A 20,080-nucleotide genomic window follows, 5' to 3' on the forward strand; every position below is an offset into this window, starting at 1 on the left:
CCCTCGCGCCGGTTTGGCACTAACCTTCTCCGCCGCACCTTAGTAGGAAAATTTCCTTTACAACAGGGGGCAGTCGCGGCGGGCGGCCGTGGCGACGGTATCGCAGCCCCCCGCCCCGGCGGCAGGCGTGCTGTCCAGGCAGGTCAGCACGGTGAACGCGAAAGCGGGCGCCCGACCTCGTGGTCGGGCGCCCGCTGAGCGCTTCGGTGCGGATGGTCAGTAGCGCGAGACCCCGCGGCGGCGGCCGACCCCGGCCACCAGGGCCACGCCGATGGCGGCGAACAGGACCTGCAGCAGCAGCTCGCGCCAGTCGATGCCGGCGGTGTCGGCGAAGCCCGAGGCGCGGGCCACGATCGTGCCCAGCAGCGCGGCGCCCACGCCGATCAGCATGTGCAGCCACATCGGCATGTTCTGGCGGCCCGGAACGACCAGGCGGCCCAGAGCGCCGACGATCAGACCAACGATGAGCGCGGTGATGATGCCCCAAACGGTGAGCTCCACGGTCGCCCTCCTTCTGCGAATTTGTCACACGTCGCCGTCTGCTTCGTGTCGTGACCGCTAAGTTCCCGACCCGCCGAAAATCCAAACCGACTCCGGTGACGAATTGCTCGAGACGGCCATGAGCTGGGCTTTCCCGGACCGATCCGGGCCGTGAGTCGGGGCCTTGCCGGGTCGATCCGGGACATGAGCTGGGCTTTCCCGGGCCGATTCGAGCCGCTGGAGCGCGGGCCGTCCGGCCCAGGCATCAGAACCGGTCGCCACGGCAACACGCGAACGCGGCCACCCGGACAACGGGTGACCGCGAGGCGCATTTCAAGGCTGGCCGTGCCCGCCCTTCCGGTGGCCGCCGGCCCTTCCGGTGGCCGCCGGCACGAACGCCGGCGGGCGCCCGACCGGTCGGTCGGGCGCCCGCACAGGTGCTTGGCGAGCGGCGTCAGTAGCGCGAGACGCTGCGCCGACGGCCCACGCCGGCCACCAGGGCCACGGCGATGGCGGCCAGCACGACCTGGACCAGCAGCTCCGTCCAGTCGATGCCGGCGGTCTCGGTGGCGATGCCCACGGCACGGGCCAGGACGGTGCCCAGCAGCGCGGCGCCCACGCCGATCACCATGTGCAGCCACATCGGCATGTTCTGGCGGCCCGGAACGATCAGGCGACCCAGAGCGCCGACGATCAGACCAACGATGAGCGCGGTGATGATGCCCCAGACGGTCACTGTCAGCTCCTTCTAAGAAGTTTCATACGGTCTGTTGTGTTTCCTATCGTGACCGGTACATGCCCGAGGCGCCGAAAACCCAAACCGATTCAGCCCGCGCCCGGTCACCGCACCACCCCCGGCCAGCGCCGCGTCGGTTCCGCTCCGACCCGCGAATGCGCAGGTGGGAGCGATCCCACCCAGGCCCGGCGGCGGGCCGTCGCGGCAGCAAAAATCCGTTCGGGTACGCGGAAACGGCCGGCGCCCCGGCCCGGACGGACCCGGATCGGGGTCGTCTCGAGCGGGGCGCCGGCCGTCACGTCGGCGGTTGCCGTCGCCGACTTCTCGCCGGCGGGCTTGCCCTCGCTGACTTCTTGTCGGCGGACCTGCCCTCGCCTGCTTCTCGCCGGCGGCTACTTCTTGCCGGCGGGCTTGCCGTCGCCGGAGTCGGAGGAGAGCGCGGCGATGAAGGCCTCCTGCGGGACCTCCACCCGGCCCACCATCTTCATCCGCTTCTTACCTTCCTTCTGCTTCTCCAGCAGCTTCCGCTTGCGGCTGATGTCACCGCCGTAGCACTTCGCGAGCACGTCCTTGCGGATGGCGCGGATGGTCTCCCGGGCGATCACCCGGCTGCCGATGGCCGCCTGGATCGGCACCTCGAACTGCTGGCGCGGGATCAGCGTGCGCAGCTTCGCCGCGATCGTGGTGCCGTAGGTGTACGCCTTGTCCTTGTGCACGATGGCGCTGAACGCGTCCACCGGCTCGCCGTGCAGCAGGATGTCGACCTTGACCAGGTCGGACGCCTGCTCGCCGGAGGGCTCGTAGTCCAGTGAGGCGTACCCCTTGGTGCGGCTCTTGAGCTGGTCGAAGAAGTCGAAGATGATCTCGGCCAGCGGCAGCGTGTAGCGCAGTTCCACCCGGTCGGCGGAGAGGTAGTCCATGCCGAGCAGGCTGCCCCGCCGGCCCTGGCACAGCTCCATCACGGCGCCCACGTAGTCGTTCGGGGTCAGCACGGTGGCCCGCACCACCGGCTCGTACACCTCGGCGATCTTGCCGGTCGGGTACTCGCTCGGGTTGGTCACCACGATCTCCTGACCGTCCTCGGTGATCGCCCGGTAGACCACGTTCGGCGCGGTGGAGATCAGGTCGAGGTTGAACTCCCGCTCCAGCCGCTCCCGGATGATCTCCAGGTGCAGCAGGCCGAGGAAGCCGCAGCGGAAACCGAAGCCGAGCGCCCCGGAGGTCTCCGGCTCGTACACCAGGGCGGCGTCGTTGAGCTTGAGCTTGTCCAGCGCCTCACGGAGGTTGGGGTAGTCGGACCCGTCGATCGGGTAGAGGCCGGAGTAGACCATCGGCTTCGGGTCCTTGTAACCGCCGAGCGCCTCCTTGGCCGGGTTCGTGTTGATGGTGACGGTGTCACCGACCCGAGACTGGCGGACGTCCTTCACCCCGGTGATCAGGTAGCCCACCTCGCCGACCCCGAGCGCGTCGGCCTTCACCATCTCCGGGGAGATGACACCGATCTCCAGCAGCTCGTGCACGGCGCCGGTCGACATCATCTTGATCCGGTCCCGGGCGCTGATCTTCCCGTCGATCACCCGGACGTAGGTGACCACGCCCCGGTACACGTCGTAGACCGAGTCGAAGATCATGGCGCGGGCCGGGGCGTCGGCGTCGCCGACCGGGGGCACGAACTGCCGGACGATCTCGTCGAGCAGGTACGACACCCCTTCCCCGGTCTTGCCGGAGACCCTGATGCAGTCGGCCGGGTCGCCGCCGATCAGGTGGGCCAGTTCCTCGGCGTACTTCTCCGGCTGGGCGGCCGGCAGGTCGATCTTGTTGAGCACCGGGATGATGTGCAGGTCGTTCTCGAGCGCCAGGTAGAGGTTGGCCAGGGTCTGCGCCTCGATGCCCTGCGCGGCGTCGACCAGCAGGATCGCGCCCTCACAGGCGGCCAGCGACCGGGACACCTCGTAGGTGAAGTCGACGTGACCCGGGGTGTCGATCATGTTGAGCACGGCCGTCTCGCCGGCCCGGTCGCCCTCCCGGATGGTCCACGGCATCCGCACGGCCTGGCTCTTGATGGTGATGCCGCGCTCGCGCTCGATGTCCATCCGGTCGAGGTACTGCGCGCGCATCTGCCGGGGGTCGACCACACCGGTGAGCTGCAGCATCCGGTCGGCCAGGGTCGACTTCCCGTGGTCGATGTGGGCGATGATGCAGAAGTTCCTGATCCGCGCCGGGTCGGTGGCACCAGGAGCGTTCGCGCCGGGATCGAGCGTCGGTGGCACAGCGGTCCGTTCTGGTCGGCTGACGTGAGCGGGCCGGCGCGCCGCCGGCCCCCTCTATGCTCCCACGCCGGCCGGGACGCCGGTCCTCCCCCGTCACTCCTCGGGCGGCTCCACGAAGAGGGTGGCCAGCCGGGGCAGCCGCCGGCGCGCCTCCTCCTCGTCGTCGAAGTCCCAGAAGTCGTTCAGGTCGGGCACCGCGACCGGCTCACGGACCGCCGGCAGCTCGGCCGCGGTGGCCTTCCGGTACGCCTCCCAGGCGACCACCAGCATGTCCTCGCACTCGAACTCCTCGCCGCTGAGCGCGGCGGCCCGCACCTGCGGCAGCTCGGCGAGCGAGTCCGGGTCGGCCACGGCCCCGGCGAACACCGCCCGACCCTGGGTCATCAGCCAGCCGCGGAAGTACTCGAAGCCGTCGTCCGAGGCACCGCCGTTGATCAGGTAGGCCGCGCCCCACAGGTCGACCTTGTAGGAGGCGACGAGCACCCGGCGCTGGTGCTCGGCGTACCCGATGATCTCCGCCGGGTCCCGCTCGGCGAGCAGGGCGACCGCCCGCGCGGCCACCGCGGCGGGCTCTCCCCCGGCGCCGGCCCGGGCGGACTCGATCAGCTGCCAGAAGTCCTCGGTCCTCATGGCCCCGCAGTCTCCCAGACACCCTCGGCCCTCGGCCGGCACCCGTTCGTCGCCACGCCCCGGATGCTGCCAGCGCCGTACGACATCCCGATCGGGCAGCATGGTGGCGTGCCCGAGAACCGCCCGCCCCCGGTGCCGTACGACGCGACCGCCGTCCGCCCCGACTGGGCCGCGCTGCCGGCCGGGCTGCGGAGCGCGCTCGCCGGCCGGCTCGGCGGGCCCCCGGCCGAGGTCCGGGTGGCCGGGGCGGGCTTCACCCGGGGCTTCGCCGCGCTGCTCACCGGCCCCGACGGGGACCGGGTCTTCGTGAAGGCGGCGGAGCTGGCCGGTCAGCGCCACCTGGTCGACTGGTACGCACACGAGGCAGCCGTGCTGGCCCGGCTCCCCACCGGCCTGCCGGTGCCCCGCCCGCGCTGGGCGCTGACCGGGGCCGGCTGGTACGCGGTCGCGCTGACCGCGGTCGACGGGCACACCCCCCGGCTGCCCTGGGACCCGGCCGAGCTGGACGCCGCCCTCGCCGCGTACGCCGAGGTGGCCGCCGCGCTGGCCGACCCGCCGGCGGACCTCGTCGCGCTCGGCCTGCCCCGCCTCGCCGACCTGGCCCGCGACGACATCCTCTGGTGGGGCGAGGTGGCCGCCGGTCGCGAGCCGCCGCCCGAGGTGCCCGCCTGGGCCCCGCTGCCCGAACTGGTCGCGCTGGAGTCCCGGCTGCCCGGGTACGCCGCCGCCGGCGCCGGGCTGGCCCACGGCGACCTGCGGGTGGACAACCTGCTGCTCGACCCGGCGGGCCGGGTCTGGCTCTGCGACTGGACCTGGCTCTGCCACGGGCCGGCCTGGTTCGACCTGGTCAGCCTGCTGCTCACCGGGTACGCCAGCGGCCTCGACGCGGACACCGCCTTCGCCACCCACCCGGCCGCCGCCGGCGCCCCGCCCGACGCGCTCGACGTGACCCTCGCCGCTCTGGCGGGCTACTTCCTCACCGGCGCCGCCGCCGGCCCGTCGACGGCGTCCCCGCACCTCCGGGCGCACCAGCGGTGGAGCGGCGAGCAGGCACTCGGCTGGCTCGCCGCCCGGCAGGGCTGGCGGTGATCCCGACCTCGATCCACTCCACCTGCCGCAAAGCGGGGTATCCGACCGCCCGGATGCCACGACATGCCGCAACCGGAGTGGATCACACCCCCGACCGCCCCGCCCCGGTCGGCCCGGCAGGCGTCGGCGCGGTCGCCACGGTCGCCGGGTCGGCGCGGTCGCCACGGTCGCCGGGTCGGCGCGGTCGGCCCGGGTCGGACGGTCGGCCCGGCTCGGGCGGTCGGCCCGGTCGCCACGCGGTCGGCGCGGTCGGCGTAGGGTCGGCGGGCAGGTCGGGCCGGGGACGCCGGGGCGTTTTGGCTCGTCGCGACCGGACCTGGTAACCTGGCTTTTCGCGCGGCGATGACGCATGCTCGTCGTGCGCGGAAGCTGACCAACCCGAGCTATCAAGACGAGGCTGTCGCGTGGCGAACATCAAGTCCCAGATCAAGCGCAACCGGCAGAACGAGAAGCGCCGGCTGCGTAACAAGTCGGTCAAGTCGTCGCTGAAGACCGCCATCCGGAAGTTCAACGAGGCTGCGGAGGCCGGCGACACCGAGAAGGCCGCCGTTCTCATGCGCGAGGCCGCCCGCAAGCTGGACAAGGCGGCCAGCAAGGGCGTCATCCACGCCAACCAGGCGGCCAACCGGAAGTCGGCGATCGCCAAGCGCGTCGCCTCGTTCTCGGCCTGACGCACCTCAGACCTGGCCGGAAGCCCCGGGGTGTACGCCCCGGGGCTTCCGGCTGTCTGCGATGCCGGCCGAGCGGGTCGTCGACCTGGTTCGCGGATCAGTACCGGCGTCGGCCCGCCCTGAGGCATGCTCCTCTGACGCCGGCCTGCACCGGTCGGCGCCGACTCGACGCTCGGCCGACGGAACCGGTGGTGCCGGTCGGCTCAGCGCTGCCCCTCGTCGTAGCGGTACACGGTTTCGCCCGGTCGGGCCATCCCGGGTGCCGGGTCGCCGGCCGGCAGCGCCGGGACCGTCGACGGTTGCCCGGCGCGCAGCGCCCGGGCCGTGGACGGTTGCCCGGCGCGCAGCGCCCGGGCCGTGGACGGCACCTGGGCCCGCCCGACGACCGGCTCGATCTGCCGGCGGAACCGGTCCCGCTCCTGCTCCGGCACCTGCGCGGCGCTGTGGATGACCTGCTCGGCGACCAGGTCGTTGAGCTTCACCATGGCCGCCACCACGGCGGGCAGCACCAGCACGGCCCACCACGTGACCAGCTCGGCGAGGGCGAGCAGCGCGGCCAGCGCCACGGATCCCTCGAAGAAGAGGAAGCAGAGCACGCCGCCCGGGTTGACGAAGCGTAGTCCGAGCACCCGGGCGTAGAGCGGCCGGTACCGCTCCTCGTCCGTCGGGACCGTGGCCCAACGGCGGGCTCGGGTCACCGGGCGCCGCCCTGCCGGGCGGCGGCGACCGAGAACACCGCCCGCTCCAGCGCGTACGCCCGGTCGTCGGCTCCGCCCTTGACGGCCGCGTTGCACTCGGCGGCCACCCGCATCGCCTCGACCAGGCCCTCCGGCGTCCAGCCCCGCCCCTGCCGCTGGGCCCGCTCGATCTTCCAGGCCGGCATGCCGAGACTGCTGGCGAGCTGGTAGGGGCTGCCACGGCCGGCGGAGGCGACCCGGGCCACGGTCCGCACCCCGTCGGCGATGGCGTCGGCGATCGGCACCGGGTCGACGCCGACGTGCAGCGCCCAGCGCAGCGCCTCCAGCGCGGCCGGCACGTCACCGACCATGGTGGCGTCGGCCACCGTGAAGCCGGTCACCTCGACCCGCCCTCGGTAGTACCGGGAAACCGTGTCCGCCCCGATCCGCCCGTCGGTGTCCGAGACGAGCTGCGAGCAGGCCGCGGCCAGCTCCCGCAGGTCGGTGCCGACGGCGGCGATCAGCGCCTCGGCCGCGTCCTCGGTGCAGGTGCCCCCGGCACGGCGGACCTCGTCGCGGACGAAGGCGACCCGCTCCCGGTGGCCCTTGAGCTTCGCCGCCGGCACCACGGTGGCGCCAGCCGCGCGGAGCCCGTCGGCGAACGCCTTACCCTTCGCCCCACCGAGATGCAGCACCACGAGCTGCACCTCGGGGTCGGGATTCTTCGCGTACGCCAGCAGCGCGGTGACCAGGTCCTTGCGCGCGTCCTGGGCGGAGCGGAGCACCAGCACCCGGCGCCCGCCGAACAGCGAGGGGCTGAGCATCTCGGCGATCTCGCCGACCATCAGCGAGCTGGCCTGGTACTCCCGAACGTCCACATCGGGGTCGACGCTGCGTGCCCGGGCGACAGCTTCGGTGACGGCTCGCGTGGCGAGCAGCTCCTCGTCGCCGAGAACGAGCAGAATAGGCGGCAGGCTGGCGGGGGTCACGTCGCCCATACTCGCACGCCCCCGAGCCGGATCGTGCCTGGTCATTGGGGACGGTGACGGCCGGACCCGCACTTCGCGCGAATCCAGACATTTGATTCAATCCACCTGGTTGCTCGGAAATCACCCGGCCCGCCACACCGTTACCACGGTCGATCCCAGGAACGGGACACCCCTGCGGCAAGGGTCCCGGGCACGGTCCCCTTCTCCGCCGCGGTGACCACGAGCCTCAGCGCGGTACGGCCACCTTGTGCTTCCTGGTGAACAGCCAGGCGCAGAACCACACGGGCAGCCAGAGGCCGCAGGTGAACAGGGAAATCATCGCGTGCATCCCGTGCCGGGTGCCGCCGGTCTTGATCACCTTCCACTGCTGCGGAGGCACCTGCGGCGGGTAGCCCTGGGGGTAGCCCTGTTGCGGAGGCATCTGTGGCGGGTAGCTCTGCGGAGCCTGCTGCGGAGGGTATGGCGGGTGCTGGGGATCGTTCATGGTCATGTCGATCATGGTGCCATTTACTGATGCCAACTTTCCACGACGCAACAACTTTCCGGACGATCGGCCACCTGTCGAGGGCCGGACGACTCGCCCTTGATCAACTAGACGTACCTCGGCCACGAGGAACGGCGGTGCCGCACCGGATGTCGTGCTGCCCACCGCTGGCCGCGGAGGGAACCGTGTGCGCCGGTTGGCTCGCCCCGTACTCCCGGCTGCCGTGCGGCGGCGTTTCAGGAGCGGCGGCCGGGACCGACCCCTCGGGCGACCACGGCCAGTCCGCTCCCGTGGCGGATCGCGGCCACGTCTCCCCCGGTGTCGGTACGCAGCACCCGGGCACCGTCGCGGCGCAACCGGTCCAGCAGGCCCGCGTTCGGGTGCCCGTAGTCGTTGCCGACGCCAACCGACACCAGCGCGACGGCCGGTCGGACGGCGGCCAGGAACTCCGGGTCCTGGTACGCCGACCCGTGGTGGGCCACCTTGAGCACGTCGGCCCGGACGGCCTCCGGGGGGCCACGCTCCAGCAGCGCCCGCTGCTCCTCCGTCTCGGCGTCCCCGGCCAGCAGGATCCGCACCCCGGACACGGTCGCCACGAGCACCAGCGAGTTGTTGTTCGGGTCCGACCGGCTGCCGCGCAGCGGGTACGGCGGCCCGAGGGCGGTCAGCTGCACTCCCGGAGCCCGCCAACTCCAGCCCACCGGCACGGCCCGCAGCCCGGCGGCACCGGCCCGGGCCGCCGCGCGCACCTGGGCGACACCGTAGGGCGGCTCGGCCCACTCCGGGGTCACCACCTCCCCCACCCGCCGGCCCCGGAACACCCCGGCGACCCCGCCCACGTGGTCGGCGTGGAAGTGGCTGACCACGAGGAGCGGCACCTCGCGTACGCCGAGCCGGCGCAGGCAGCCGTCCACGCCGGAGGGGTCCGGGCCGGCGTCGACCACCACCGCCCGGCCCGGGGTGACCGGCAGCACGATCGCGTCTCCCTGCCCGACGGCGCAGGCCACGACCACCCATCCCGGCGGCGGCCAGCCGGGCGCGAGCAGCCGGACCGGCAGCGCGCCGAGCACCACGGCGACCGTGCCGACCGCCACCAGCCGCCGGAGCAGTGGTCGCCGGCTGGCGATCAGCAGGGCCACGGTGAGCCCGGCGAGCAGCAGGGCCCCGGCGGCCCCGCCCGGCCAGGGCAGCGTCCCGGCGGGCAACCGCGCGCCCTGCTCGGCGATGAGCAGCAGCCACCGGGCCGGCCAACTCGCCAGCCAGGCGGCGAACTCGGCACCCGCCGGCCAGACCGGTGACACCACGGCGGCCAGCACCCCCAGCACCGTGGCGGGCGCGACGGCCGGCACCGCCAGCAGGTTCGCCGGCACGGCGACCAGGCTCACCGTCCCGGAGAGACCGGCGATCACCGGACCGCAGGCGAGCTGCGCGGCGGCCGGCACGGCAAGGGCCTCGGCCACCCCCGGCGGTACGCCCCGGCGGCGCAGGGCGTCCCGCCATCCCGGGGCGAAGAGCAGCAGCCCGCCGGTGGCGCAGACGGAGAGCGTGAAGCCCGGATCCCCGGCCAGGTCGGGATCGACCAGCAGCAGCACGGTGACCGCGGCGGCGAGCGCGGGCAACGCGGCCCGGGGCCGGCCGGCGGCGAGCGCCGCCAACCCGATCGCACCCATCGCCGCGGCGCGCACCACGCTCGGGGACGGCCGGACCAGGATGACGAACCCGACCAGGGCCAGTACGCAGAGCACCGCGGCCGTGCGGGGGCCGGCCCGGGCCCAGCGGGCCAGCAGCAGCACCGCCCCCACCACGATGGCCACGTTCGAGCCGGAGACGGCGTTCAGGTGGGTCATGCCGGTGGTACGGAAGTCCTCCACCACGGCCGGGGGCAGCCGGCTGGTGTCCCCGACGACGAGGCCGGGCAGCAACCCGCCCGGCTCGTCGGGCAGCGGCTCGCAGGCGCGGTGCAGCCCGGCCCGCAGCACGCCGGCCGCCCGTTGCACCCACGGCGGCCGACCGCGCACGGTGGGCGGACCGGTCGCGGTGAGCACCGCGGCGGTCAGGTCACCGCCGCGCGGCTCGGCCAGCCGCCCCCGCGCGGTCACCCGCTGCCCCGGGAGCAGGTTCCGCCAGGCCGGATCGGTCGCCAGCACCAGGCCGCGCACCGACCCGGTGATCCGCCGGCCACCGGCCCCGGTTCCCGCCCCAGGGGCGGCCCGGTTTCCGGTGTCGGCTGACGGTTCGGTGAGGACGACCAGGTCGGCCCGGACCAGCAGGGTGGCCGGGCGGCCGGGCACACCCCGCACCGGGCGCGGGTCGTCCCGTACCACCAACTCGGCGGTGACCGATGCCCGCGCGGTGGTCAGCGCCCGCACCGGGGCGGCGTCGCGGACCTGCACCCGGGCCGCGGTCGCCGCCCCGCCGCAGAGCACCCCGAGGAGCGCCGCGACGGCGATCCAGCCGTACCGCCGGGCCGGGACCGACGGCCGTCCGAGGACGCCGCAGAGATGCAGGCCGAGCACCGCGGCCAGGCCGGCGGCCGACCCGGCCACGGCGGCGGTCTCGCCGGCGGTGAGGCGCAGCCCGGCCAGGGCGGTGAGCCAGGCGGCCACCGCGAGCCCGGCCAGCCGCAGGTCGGGGACCGCTTGCGCCGCCTCGTCGGCCCGTTCGCCCGGCATCACACCGTCACCAGGTCTTTGAGCTGCTCGTACCGGGCGTCGCCGATGCCGTCGACCTGGCGCAGGTCGGATACGGACCGGAAGCCGCCGTGCCGCTCCCGGTGGTCCAGGATCCGCTGGGCGAGCACCGGGCCGACCCCGGGCAGCGCGTCGAGTTGGGCCAGGGTGGCGGTGTTCAGGTTCACCGGACCGGCCGGCGCCGCCGCACCACCGGCACCGGGCACGGTCCCGGCCGCCCCGGGCCCGCCCGCCGGGACCGGTGGGGCGGTGACCCCGACCAGGATGAGTTCGCCGTCGGTGACCTTGCGGGCCGGGTTGAGCAGGGCCACGTCGACGCCGGGCAGCGCGCCGCCGGCCGCCTCGATCGCGTCGCCGACCCGGGCTCCGGCGGGGAGGCGGACCAGCCCGGGACGGCGTACCTTGCCGGCGACCGCAACCACGAGCGGGGCGCTCGTGGCGGACGAGGGCGCCGGGGCGGGCTGCGCCGCCTCCGCGGTGGCGGCGACCGGGCGGACCGGCTCGGCCCGCGGCCGGGACCGCCAGGCCCAGACCGCGGCGACCAGCACCACCACGGCGGCGACGGCGGCCAGCGCGCGGACGCCCCGCCGGCCGGGGTCGAACGCCCCGGGCCCGGGCAACCGGGAGACCGCCGGCCCGTCACTCACCTGACCCGGCGACGGCAGGGCCGTCGACCTGTCGCCCAACCGGGAGGCCGCCGGCCCGTCGCTCAGTTGACCGGCCGGTCCGGGTCGCGGCTCGGCTCCCCGTGCCGGCACCGACCAGGGCTCGCCGGGCCCGCCAACACCGTCCACCGGCTCGCCGGATTCGTTGGCGCGGTCCACCGGTTCGCCAGGCCTGCCGGCGCCGCCCACTGCCGCGGCCGGTGCGGCGGGCGAGGCCGGCCCGACCGGCGCGACAAGCCCGGCCGCCACCGGGTCGAACAGTCGCACCAGCCGCTGCCGCACCGTCGTCTCCTCGTCGTCTGGCACGGTTGGGGAGGCTACGGCGAGGAGGGGCGCCTGCTCCGGGCTCCGGTGGTCCCCTGTGGATGACGGCGCTGGCTGTGGACAGGCCCCCACTCACCTTCGGAGTGTGCTAGCGGGCCGGCGCCCGCCGGGGGGAACAGTCGCTCAGCGAAGGGCGCCGGCTCGGATCCCGCGCTCACCGCCGAGGCCGCGCGCGGCACATGATCCGGAGGCGTGTCCGGGGCGACCGCCGCTCGGCCGCGACCGGTCAGCGCGCCTCCGGGTCCACGCCGAGGGCCGCCCGGCCGCCGTCGACCGGCAGGGTCACCCCGTTGACGAAGGCGGCCCGGTCGGACAGGAGGAACGCGACCACCTCGGCCACCTCGCCGGTACGCCCGATCCGCCCGACCGGATGCAGCCGGGTCAGCTCCGACGTCACCCGGTCGGCCTCGGCCGGATCGAGCCCGGCGAGGAAGGCGTCGTGCCGCTCGGTCCGGATGGAGCCGAGCGCGACCGTGTTGGTGCGGATCCCCCGCCCGCCGTAGTCGACGGCCAGCGCCCTGGTCAGCCCTTCCCCGGCGGCCTTCGCGGTGGCGTAAGGCAGCGCGCCCGGCACGGCCCGGCTGGCCTGGTGGGAGGAGACGTTGACGATCGCGCCGCCGGTGCCGGCGGCCAGGAACCGGCGTACGGCGGTGCCGGCGCCGATCACGGCGGGGCGCAGGTTCGCGGCGATCAGGTCGAACACCTCGGTGGCGGGCGCGGTGTGCAGCGCGGCGTCCCGGAAGACCGCCGCGTTGTTCACCCAGCCGGCCAGCGGCGCGGCCGCCTCGGCGAGGTCGGCGGCGCGGTCCGCGGTCTCCTGGTCGGACGCGTCGCCGGTCACCCCGGCCAGCCGGCCGGCGGCGGGGTGCTGCGCGAGCCAGGCCAGCGACGACGGGTCCCGCTCGACGACCACCACGGTGGCGCCGTCGGCGGCCAACCGCTCGACGATCGCCCGCCCGACACCCCGGCCGCCGCCGGTCACCACGTAGGACATCGCGCTCACCGCCGGTGCACGACCACGCAGGCCAGGCCCGGTCCGGCGTGCGCGGCGACCACCGCGCCGGCCTCGGTGACGTACGTGTCGTGCAGGCGGTCACCGAGCCGCTCGGTCAGCGCCGTCACCAACTGCTCGGCGCGCTGCGGCGCGGCCAGGTGGTGCACGGCCAGGTCGACCTCGGCGTCGCCGGCCGCCTCGACGGCCAGGTCGACCAGGCGTGCCACGCCCCGGCTGGCGGTGCGGACCTTGTCCTTGACGACGATCGCGCCGTCCGGCATGTGCATGATCGGCTTCACCGAGAGGGCGGTGCCGAACAGCGCCTCGGCCGCGTTGATCCGGCCGCCCCGACGGAGGAACTCCAGGGTGTCGACGTAGAAGAAGATGGTGGTCCGGGCGATCGCGTCGATCGCGGCCTGGCGTACCCCGTCGAGGTCGGCGCCACGGTCGACGGCGGCCGCGGCGGCGAGCACCGGGAAGCCGAGGCCCATGCCGGTGGAGCGGCTGTCGACCACGGCGATCCGGTCGCCGATCTCGGTGGCGGCCAGCCGCGCCGCCTCGACGGTGCCGGACAGTTCGGCGGAGAGGTGTACGGAGACGACGCCGTCCGCGCCGCCGGCGAGCAGCTCGCGGTAGACCTGGGCGAACTGCTCGGGGGCGGGCCGGGAGGTGCTAGCCGAGACCCGCCGGCCGCCGAGCGCCCGGGTGGCGTCCGCCGGGAACGTCTCGATCCCTTCCAGTCCTTCCGCGCCGTTGAGCACGACGGTCAGCGGGACGACGGTGAGCCGGTGCGCGCGCACCAGCTCGGGCGGGAGGTAGGCGGTGGAGTCGGTGACGACCGCGACGGGCATGCCCGGCACGCTAGCCGATGTGGCGGCGCCGCGCCGGGGCCGAACGGCTCAGACCGCGTCGGTCAGCGCGGGTTGGGTGACGAGCCCGACATTGTGGGCGCGCAGGTGCCAACCCCGGACGTCGTCGTGGCGCAGCTCGGTCCAGTGGCAGTTGGCCAGCGATCCGACGGCGCGCAGCACGCGGTGGTCCCAGCCGAGCAGGTGGCCGATGCCCTGCCGGGCGCCGCCGCCGTGGGTGGTCACCACGACGGTGCCACCGGCGGCCAGGTCGGCCGCCTCCTGGAAGGCGACGCCGAGCCGCTTGCCCAGGTCGTCGAGGGTCTCGATGCCGGCGCCGGGGTCGGGGTCGCCGGCGCGCCAGCGGGCGTACTCGGTGGGGAACCGTTCGGCGGCCTCGGTGAGCGACAGGCCCTGCCACTGGCCGAACTGCCGTTCGCGCAGCCGGGCGTCGGGGCGTACCGGCAGGCCGGTGACGGCGGCGAGCGCCGCCGCGGTGTCGGCGGCGCGGCGCAGGTCGCTGGCCACGATGGCGTCCGGGCGCAGCGCGGCCAGCACCGGCGCGACCGCGCGGGCCTGCTCGCGGCCGAGGTCGTTGAGCGGTACGTCGGTCTGCCCCTGGACCCGCCCGGCGGCGTTCCAGTCGGTGTTGCCGTGCCGCCAGATGATCAGGCGGGTCATTCGGCGGCGGTGCCGGCGGTGGAGTCGGCGAGGTCCCGGTCCACGAACGGGACCTGGGGGCAGTCCTTCCAGAGCCGGTCGAGGGCGTAGAACTCGCGCTCCTCGGTGTGCTGGACGTGCACCACGACGTCGACGTAGTCGAGCAGCACCCAGCGACCGCCCCGCTCGCCCTCGCGCCGGACCGGCTTGGCCTTCTCCGGCAGCTCCAGCAGGCGCTCCTCGATGGCGTCGACGATGGCCAGCACCTGCCGCTCGTTCGGCGCGGCGGCCAGCACGAACGCGTCGGTGATGGCGAGCTGGTCACCCACGTCGATGATGACGATGTCCTGCGCCTTCTTGTCCGCCGCCGCCTGGGCCGCGGCGATGGCGAGCTCGTGGGCGCGTTCGGAAATTGTCACCGTTCTCCTTCGATCAACCGTGCGATCCTCCAAGCGTCTCACACCCGGCGCTGCGACGACTTGTCAGTTCTGGTCGATTTCAGGGACGAGAGCTGACACTGCGGGGCAAAGTCACCGCTGGTAGAGGCGCCGTTTTGCGATGTACTGCACCACACCGTCCGGCACCAGGTACCAGACCGGCTCGCCGCGGGCGACCCGGGCCCGGCAGTCGGTCGAGGAGATCGCCATGGCCGGCACCTGGACCAGGCTGACCGTGTCGGCCGGCAGGTGCTTGTCGGTGAGTTCGAAGCCGGGCCGGGTCACCCCGATGAAGTGGGCCAGCTCGAACATCTTGTCCACCTCCTTCCAGGACAGGATGCGTTCCAGCGCGTCCGCCCCGGTGATGAAGAAGAGCTGGACCTTGGGGCCGTACTCGGCGTGCAGGTCGCGGAGGGTGTCGACGGTGTACGTCGGGCCGTGCCGGTCGATGTCGACCCGGCTGACCTGGAACCGGGGGTTGGAGGCGGTGGCGATCACCGTCATGAGGTAGCGGTCCTCGGCGGGGGTGACCGTCTCGTCCGCCTTCTGCCAGGGCTGCCCGGTGGGCACGAAGACCACCTCGTCCAGGCCGAACCGGTCGGCCACCTCGCTGGCCGCCACCAGGTGCCCGTGGTGGATGGGGTCGAAGGTCCCGCCCATGATCCCGATCCGCCGGATGTCTTCCTCCACCCCGCGATCGTAGGCCCGCCGCCGGGGCGACCGGTCCGGCCCCGGACGGGTCGCCGCGCGGGGGATGTTCCGGGGGGGGCTTCCCCGCGAGCACTCTCATCCGTATACTCGTCTACGAGTAATCGGGGACGAGCAGTGTCGAGGGAGGCGGGAATGGCGGCGCGCCGGAAGGTCAACAATCTGCTGGCACTGGCCGTGCTCTCGGCCCTCGTCCAGCAGCCGATGCACCCCTACGAGATCGCCACCGCGCTCCGTGCCTGGGGCAAGGACGAGGACATGACGATCAAGTGGGGGTCGTTCTACACCGTCGTCCGCAACATGGAGCGGCACGGCCTGATCGCGGCCGTGGAGAGCGTCCGCGCGGGCCGGCGGCCGGAACGCACCGTCTACCGGATCACCGACGCCGGGCGGGCGGAGCTGGTCGACTGGGCCCGCGAGCTGGTCGGCGACCCGGTCTCCGAGCAGTCCCGCTTCCGGGCCGGCCTGTCGGTGCTCGCCGCGCTGCACCCCGACGACGCCAGCACGCTCCTGCGGCAACGGCTGGAAAGGGTGGAGGCCGGCATCGCGGCCGGCCGGGCGGCGCTCGCCGAGCACCTGCGCACGGTGCCCCGCCTGTTCCTCATCGAGTCGGAGTACGACCTCGCCATCCGCGAGGCCGAGGCCGCCTGGCTGCGCGACCTGCTCGCGGAGCTCGGCACCGGCCGCTACCCGGGGCTCGACCAGTGGCGCGCCTTCCACGAGGACGGCGGGGCGGCGGATAGGACCGCGGAAGGGAGCGGCCCCGCGCAGTAGCTGGACGGCCCCGGCACGGTGCGCCAACACCACGCCGGGGCCCTTACCCCGAACCGACACCCGAGGGCGCCCGGCCCGAAGCGACCACCTTGAGGATAGCTGGGCTCCCTCCGGGTCGGTTCATCACGACCACCGACCATCCCGGGAGGGACCATGACCAGAGTACGAAGCGCCATCGTGATCGGTGGCGGGATCGCCGGCCCGGTGACCGCGCTGGCGCTGCACCGCGCCGGCATCACCGCCACCGTCCACGAGGCGTACCCGAGCACCACCGACGGGGTGGGCGGCACGCTCGCCCTGGCCGCCAACGGCGTCGCGGCGCTGCGCATCGTCGGCGCCGACCAGCCGGTGACCGCGATCGGCACCCCGATCCACCGCACCGCCATGTCGGTCGGCCGCCGCCGTTTCGACCTGCCCGGCCTGCCCGACGTGGGGCCGATGCAGGCGGTGCACCGCAACGAACTGCACCGGGTGCTGCACGAACGCGCGGTGGCCGAAGGGGTGGTCATCACGCACGGCCGCCGGCTGGTCGACGTCCACGAGTCCGACGACGGCGTCACCGCCCGGTTCGCCGACGGCAGCACCGCCACGGCCGACGTGCTGATCGGCGCCGACGGCATCCGCTCCACGGTCCGCACCCTGATCGACCCGGACGCGGCCGGCCCGCGCTTCACCGGGCTGCTCGGCTTCGAGGCGGTGGCCCGGCACGAGGTCGACGCCGCCCCCGGCACGATGACCTTCGCCTTCGGCCGGGGCGGCTACTACCTCTACTGGCCGGAGCCGGGCGGCGGCACCCGGTGGGGGGTCAACCTGCCGCAGGACCGGCCGATGAGCCTCACCGAGGCCCGCGCCGTCCCCGCCGAGGAGTGGCTGCGGATCCTGCGGGCCGCGTACGGCGACGACGACCCGGGCGGGGAGCTGATGCGTACCAGCAGCGCGGCGGACCTGCGGGTGGTCGGCTCGATGCACATCATGCCGCCGGTCCGGCACTGGCACCGGGGCCGGATGGTGCTGGTCGGCGACGCCGCCCACGCGCCGTCCAACAGCTCCGGCCAGGGCGCCTCGCTGGCCATCGAGAGCGCCGTGCAGCTCGCCCGCTGCCTGCGCGACCTGCCCGACATTCCGGCCGCCTTCGCCGCGTACGAGCGGCTGCGGCGCGGCCGGGTGGAGCGGATCGCGGCCCGGGCGGCGCGGATCAACCAGGCCAAGGCGCCCGGCCCGGTGGCGCGCACGCTCATGCCGCTGCTCATGCCGCTGCTGATCCGCACGGCGATGAACCCGGAGAAGACCCTCGGCCCCGAGCTGCGCTACCGCATCGACTGGGAGTCGCCGGTGGCCGCCGGCGCGGCGGCCGGCTGAACCGGGCCCGGTGGGCGGCGCGGCTACGCCACCCACCGGGCCGACCGGTCACGCGCCGGCGGCGGCCACCGCCGTCCGGGCCACCAGCGCCCGGCGCAGGTCGTCGTCGAGGTCCACCACCCGCCGGCGCAGCCCCGGGGTGAGGTCGTCCCGGGCCAGCAGCGCGGCGGCCAGGTCCCGGGTGGGCTGCGCGACGGCGTACCGGGGGAACGCCAGGCTCGCGACCCGGTCGGCCGTCCAGGGGGTACGCAGCCGCGCCGCCGCCGGCATGTCGGCGAAGTACCGCTCGACGTAGCCGGCGGTCAGCGCGGCCTGCTCCGGTTGCCAGAAGCCCTCCGCGGTGGCCTCCACGAGGCGGTTCGACAGCTCGGTGTTGTGGATGACGATCTCCCAGGCGGCCAGCTTGGCGTCCGCGTCCGGTAGGGCCGCCCGGCAGCTCGCGGCCCGCTCGGCGCCGAGCGCGCTGCGGTCGGCGGCCGCCTCGGCGGCGATCTCCGGCTCGCCGGCCGCGCCGAGCACCACCAGCCGGTGCAGCAGCGCCCAGCGCAGGTCGGCGTCGACCGCGAGCCCTTCCGGCACCCCCTTGCCGGCCAGCCACCCGGCCAGCAGGCCGGGGTCGGTGCTGGCGGCGATCAGGCCACGCGCGGCGGCCAGCTGCAACGAGCCGCCGGCCGGCGCCCCGGCGAGCATGGCGGCGCAGGCCCCGGAGATCCGGAGCAGGGCCGCCTCCCGGGCCAGCGGCTCCAGGTAGCGGTCGACCAGGCTCCGGCTGAGGGTGAGCACGTCCTCCGCGATGACCACCTCGGTCTCGACCGGCAGCGCCGCCGCGATCAGCGCCACCACCGAGGCCACCGGCCGCTCGCCGTCGGTGGCCGCGTCCAGGGCCTCGCCCCAGAGCAGCGCCCGGGCCAGCGGGTCGTCCAGGCCGGGCAGCAGCAGCGGTACGGCGTCCGCCGAGGCGGCGTCGAGCCGGATCTTGGCGAAGGTGAGGTCACCGGCGTTGGGCAGCAGCAGGCCGGTGGCCGGCTGCCCGAGCAGCTCGGTCAGCTCGGTGCGGCCGTGGTCGGCGTCCGGGTCGAGGTCCACCTCGACGCGGCGCACCGGGGCGTCCGGGGCGAACCGGGCCACCCCGATGCGGTGCGGCCGCAGCACCGGGTACGCCTCCGGCGCGGTCTGCACCACCGCCGCCTCGGTCCACCGGCCGTCGGCGTTCACCGCCGTCACCATCCGCAGCGTGTTGACCTGCGGGGTGCGCAGCCAGCGCTGCGCCCAGTCGGTCAGGTCCCGCCCGCTCGCCGCGCCGAGGCTCTCCAGCAGGTCGGCCAGCGTGGCGTTGCCGAACCGGTGCTTGGCGAAGTGCGCGTTCAGGCCGGTGAGGAAGGCCTCGTCGCCCAGCCAGGCGACGAGTTGGCGCAGCACGCTGGCGCCCTTGGCGTACGAGATGCCGTCGAAGTTGAGCAGGCCCTGGGCGGCGTCGGCCACCTCCGCCGGAGCCACCGGGTGGGTGGACGGGCGCTGGTCGGCCGCGTACCCCCAGGCCTTGCGGCGCATCGCGAACGTGGTCCAGGCCTGGTCGAAGCGGGTCGCCTCGGCGGTGACCCGGGTGCCCAGGTACTCCGCGAACGACTCGTTCAGCCACAGGTCGTCCCACCAGCGCATGGTCACCAGGTCGCCGAACCACATGTGCGCCATCTCGTGGGCGATCGTGGTGGCCCGCAGCTCGCGCTGGGTGTCGGTGACGGCGGAGCGGAAGACGTAGTCGTCCCGGAAGGTGACCAGACCCGGATTCTCCATGGCGCCGGCGTTGAACTCCGGCACGAACGCCTGGTCGTACTTGCCGAACGGGTAGCGCTCGGCGAAGAGCTGGTGGAACCGGTCGAGGCACTGCCGGGTGACGGTGAAGATCTCCTCGGCGTCGGCGTCCAGGTGCTCGGCCAGCGAACGCCGGCAGTAGATGCCGAGCGGAATGCCGTCGTGCTCGGCGTGCCGGACGTGCCACGGGCCGGCGATCAGGCTGAAGAAGTAGGTGGCCAGGGGCGCGGTCGGGGCGAACTCCCAGCGCCCGGGCGCAGGCCGGTCGGCGAGCTGCCCGTTGGCGGCCACCGTCCACTCCGGCGGGGCGGTGACCGAGAGGGTCACCGGGGCCTTCAGGTCGGGCTGGTCGAAGGCGGCGAAGATCCGCTGCACGTCGTCGAGGAAGGACATCGCGTACAGGTAGGTCTGGCCGTCGGCCGGGTCGACGAACCGGTGTATCCCCTCGCCGGTGTTCGAGTAGGCCATCTCGGCGCTGACGGTCAGGGTGTTCGTCGCGGCCAGGCCGGTCAGCGGCAGCCGGTTGTCGGCCAGCACGGCCGGGTCGAGCTCCCGGTCGTTGAGCCGTACCGCGTGCAGGTGCGCGGGTTTTACCTCGGCGAAGGTCTCGGCCCCGGGGGTCGCCCGGAACTGGACGGTCACGGTCGAGCGGAACCGCTCGCCGCCGCCGGTCAGGTCGAGGTCCACCTGGTAGGACTCGACAGTGATCGCCGCGCCACGCGCGGTCGCCTCTACACGGTTCAGGCTCGGCATCCGCTTATCCTGCCCGATGAGGTCCACGGG

19 protein-coding genes are annotated in these 20,080 nt (G+C 74.3%); 4 read left to right on the forward strand and 15 right to left on the reverse strand.

The features are described from left to right. Positions 1 to 216: 216 nt before the first annotated feature. The 4 genes from AB0I11_RS20700 to AB0I11_RS20715 form a co-directional block, all read right to left on the reverse strand. Positions 217 to 501: a GlsB/YeaQ/YmgE family stress response membrane protein gene (locus tag AB0I11_RS20700; protein ID WP_091269914.1), complete on the reverse strand. Its 285-nt coding sequence runs from the start codon at positions 499 to 501 to the stop codon at positions 217 to 219. Between the two features lie 433 nt (positions 502 to 934). Next, positions 935 to 1,222 carry a GlsB/YeaQ/YmgE family stress response membrane protein gene (locus AB0I11_RS20705; protein ID WP_357322768.1) on the reverse strand — a complete coding sequence of 96 codons (288 nt, stop codon included), beginning with the start codon at positions 1,220 to 1,222 and terminating at the stop codon, positions 935 to 937. A gap of 386 nt (positions 1,223 to 1,608) precedes the next feature. Continuing rightward, on the reverse strand, positions 1,609 to 3,486 hold the full coding sequence (lepA, locus tag AB0I11_RS20710; protein WP_357322620.1) for a translation elongation factor 4: 1,878 nt from the start codon (positions 3,484 to 3,486) through the stop codon (positions 1,609 to 1,611). 93 nt (positions 3,487 to 3,579) lie between these two features. Then, complete coding sequence (locus AB0I11_RS20715) at positions 3,580 to 4,116, reverse strand: DUF4240 domain-containing protein (RefSeq protein WP_357322623.1); 537 nt, start codon at positions 4,114 to 4,116, stop codon at positions 3,580 to 3,582. Between the two features lie 63 nt (positions 4,117 to 4,179). Here AB0I11_RS20715 and AB0I11_RS20720 point away from each other — a divergent pair, with 63 nt between their 5' ends. Together AB0I11_RS20720 and rpsT are read left to right on the forward strand one after the other, a co-directional pair. Continuing rightward, on the forward strand, positions 4,180 to 5,205 hold the full coding sequence (locus AB0I11_RS20720) for a phosphotransferase (RefSeq protein WP_357322626.1): 1,026 nt from the start codon (positions 4,180 to 4,182) through the stop codon (positions 5,203 to 5,205). Between the two features lie 404 nt (positions 5,206 to 5,609). Further along, positions 5,610 to 5,876 (forward strand): 30S ribosomal protein S20, encoded by a 267-nt coding sequence (gene rpsT, locus AB0I11_RS20725; RefSeq protein WP_357322629.1) that lies wholly within the window; start codon positions 5,610 to 5,612, stop codon positions 5,874 to 5,876. A 203-nt stretch (positions 5,877 to 6,079) separates the two neighbouring features. Here the strand turns inward: rpsT and AB0I11_RS20730 are convergent, their stop codons facing one another. The 10 genes from AB0I11_RS20730 to nadD form a co-directional block, all read right to left on the reverse strand. Next, positions 6,080 to 6,574, reverse strand: a complete 495-nt coding sequence (locus tag AB0I11_RS20730; protein WP_357322632.1) for a hypothetical protein — start codon at positions 6,572 to 6,574, stop codon at positions 6,080 to 6,082. Then, positions 6,571 to 7,551: a DNA polymerase III subunit delta gene (gene holA / locus AB0I11_RS20735; protein WP_357322635.1), complete on the reverse strand. Its 981-nt coding sequence runs from the start codon at positions 7,549 to 7,551 to the stop codon at positions 6,571 to 6,573. Before holA ends, AB0I11_RS20730 begins: the two co-directional genes overlap by 4 nt. A gap of 217 nt (positions 7,552 to 7,768) precedes the next feature. Continuing rightward, entirely contained in the window at positions 7,769 to 7,963 is a 195-nt protein-coding gene (locus AB0I11_RS20740) for a hypothetical protein (protein ID WP_357322638.1), read from the reverse strand. 299 nt (positions 7,964 to 8,262) lie between these two features. Then, entirely contained in the window at positions 8,263 to 10,698 is a 2,436-nt protein-coding gene (locus tag AB0I11_RS20745; protein WP_357322641.1) for a ComEC/Rec2 family competence protein, read from the reverse strand. After that, a complete protein-coding gene (locus AB0I11_RS20750) occupies positions 10,698 to 11,687 on the reverse strand; it encodes a ComEA family DNA-binding protein (RefSeq protein WP_357322644.1) in 990 nt (329 codons plus the stop codon). Before AB0I11_RS20750 ends, AB0I11_RS20745 begins: the two co-directional genes overlap by 1 nt. 244 nt (positions 11,688 to 11,931) lie before the next feature. Further along, positions 11,932 to 12,699, reverse strand: a complete 768-nt coding sequence (locus AB0I11_RS20755; protein WP_357322646.1) for an SDR family oxidoreductase — start codon at positions 12,697 to 12,699, stop codon at positions 11,932 to 11,934. A gap of 5 nt (positions 12,700 to 12,704) precedes the next feature. Then, positions 12,705 to 13,550, reverse strand: coding sequence for a DegV family protein (locus AB0I11_RS20760; RefSeq protein WP_357322649.1), 846 nt, complete (start codon positions 13,548 to 13,550; stop codon positions 12,705 to 12,707). Between the two features lie 48 nt (positions 13,551 to 13,598). Then, on the reverse strand, positions 13,599 to 14,228 hold the full coding sequence (locus AB0I11_RS20765) for a histidine phosphatase family protein (RefSeq protein ID WP_357322652.1): 630 nt from the start codon (positions 14,226 to 14,228) through the stop codon (positions 13,599 to 13,601). Then, a complete protein-coding gene (gene rsfS / locus AB0I11_RS20770; RefSeq protein ID WP_357322655.1) occupies positions 14,225 to 14,626 on the reverse strand; it encodes a ribosome silencing factor in 402 nt (133 codons plus the stop codon). Before rsfS ends, AB0I11_RS20765 begins: the two co-directional genes overlap by 4 nt. A 111-nt stretch (positions 14,627 to 14,737) precedes the next feature. Next, the gene (gene nadD / locus AB0I11_RS20775; RefSeq protein ID WP_357322658.1) at positions 14,738 to 15,334 is read right to left on the reverse strand and encodes a nicotinate-nucleotide adenylyltransferase; all 597 of its coding nucleotides are present in this window, start codon (positions 15,332 to 15,334) and stop codon (positions 14,738 to 14,740) included. Between the two features lie 153 nt (positions 15,335 to 15,487). Here nadD and AB0I11_RS20780 point away from each other — a divergent pair, with 153 nt between their 5' ends. Further along, a complete protein-coding gene (locus AB0I11_RS20780; RefSeq protein WP_357322661.1) occupies positions 15,488 to 16,126 on the forward strand; it encodes a PadR family transcriptional regulator in 639 nt (212 codons plus the stop codon). A 153-nt stretch (positions 16,127 to 16,279) separates the two neighbouring features. Further along, on the forward strand, positions 16,280 to 17,485 hold the full coding sequence (locus AB0I11_RS20785; RefSeq protein WP_357322663.1) for an NAD(P)/FAD-dependent oxidoreductase: 1,206 nt from the start codon (positions 16,280 to 16,282) through the stop codon (positions 17,483 to 17,485). Between the two features lie 48 nt (positions 17,486 to 17,533). Here AB0I11_RS20785 and pepN read toward each other — a convergent pair whose 3' ends face one another. Beyond that, the gene (pepN, locus tag AB0I11_RS20790) at positions 17,534 to 20,050 is read right to left on the reverse strand and encodes an aminopeptidase N (protein WP_357322666.1); all 2,517 of its coding nucleotides are present in this window, start codon (positions 20,048 to 20,050) and stop codon (positions 17,534 to 17,536) included. Between the last annotated feature and the right edge of the window lie 30 nt (positions 20,051 to 20,080).

The organism is Micromonospora sp. NPDC050495, assembly GCF_040655175.1.
In the GTDB taxonomy this organism is placed as follows: Bacteria; Actinomycetota; Actinomycetes; order Mycobacteriales; family Micromonosporaceae; genus Micromonospora.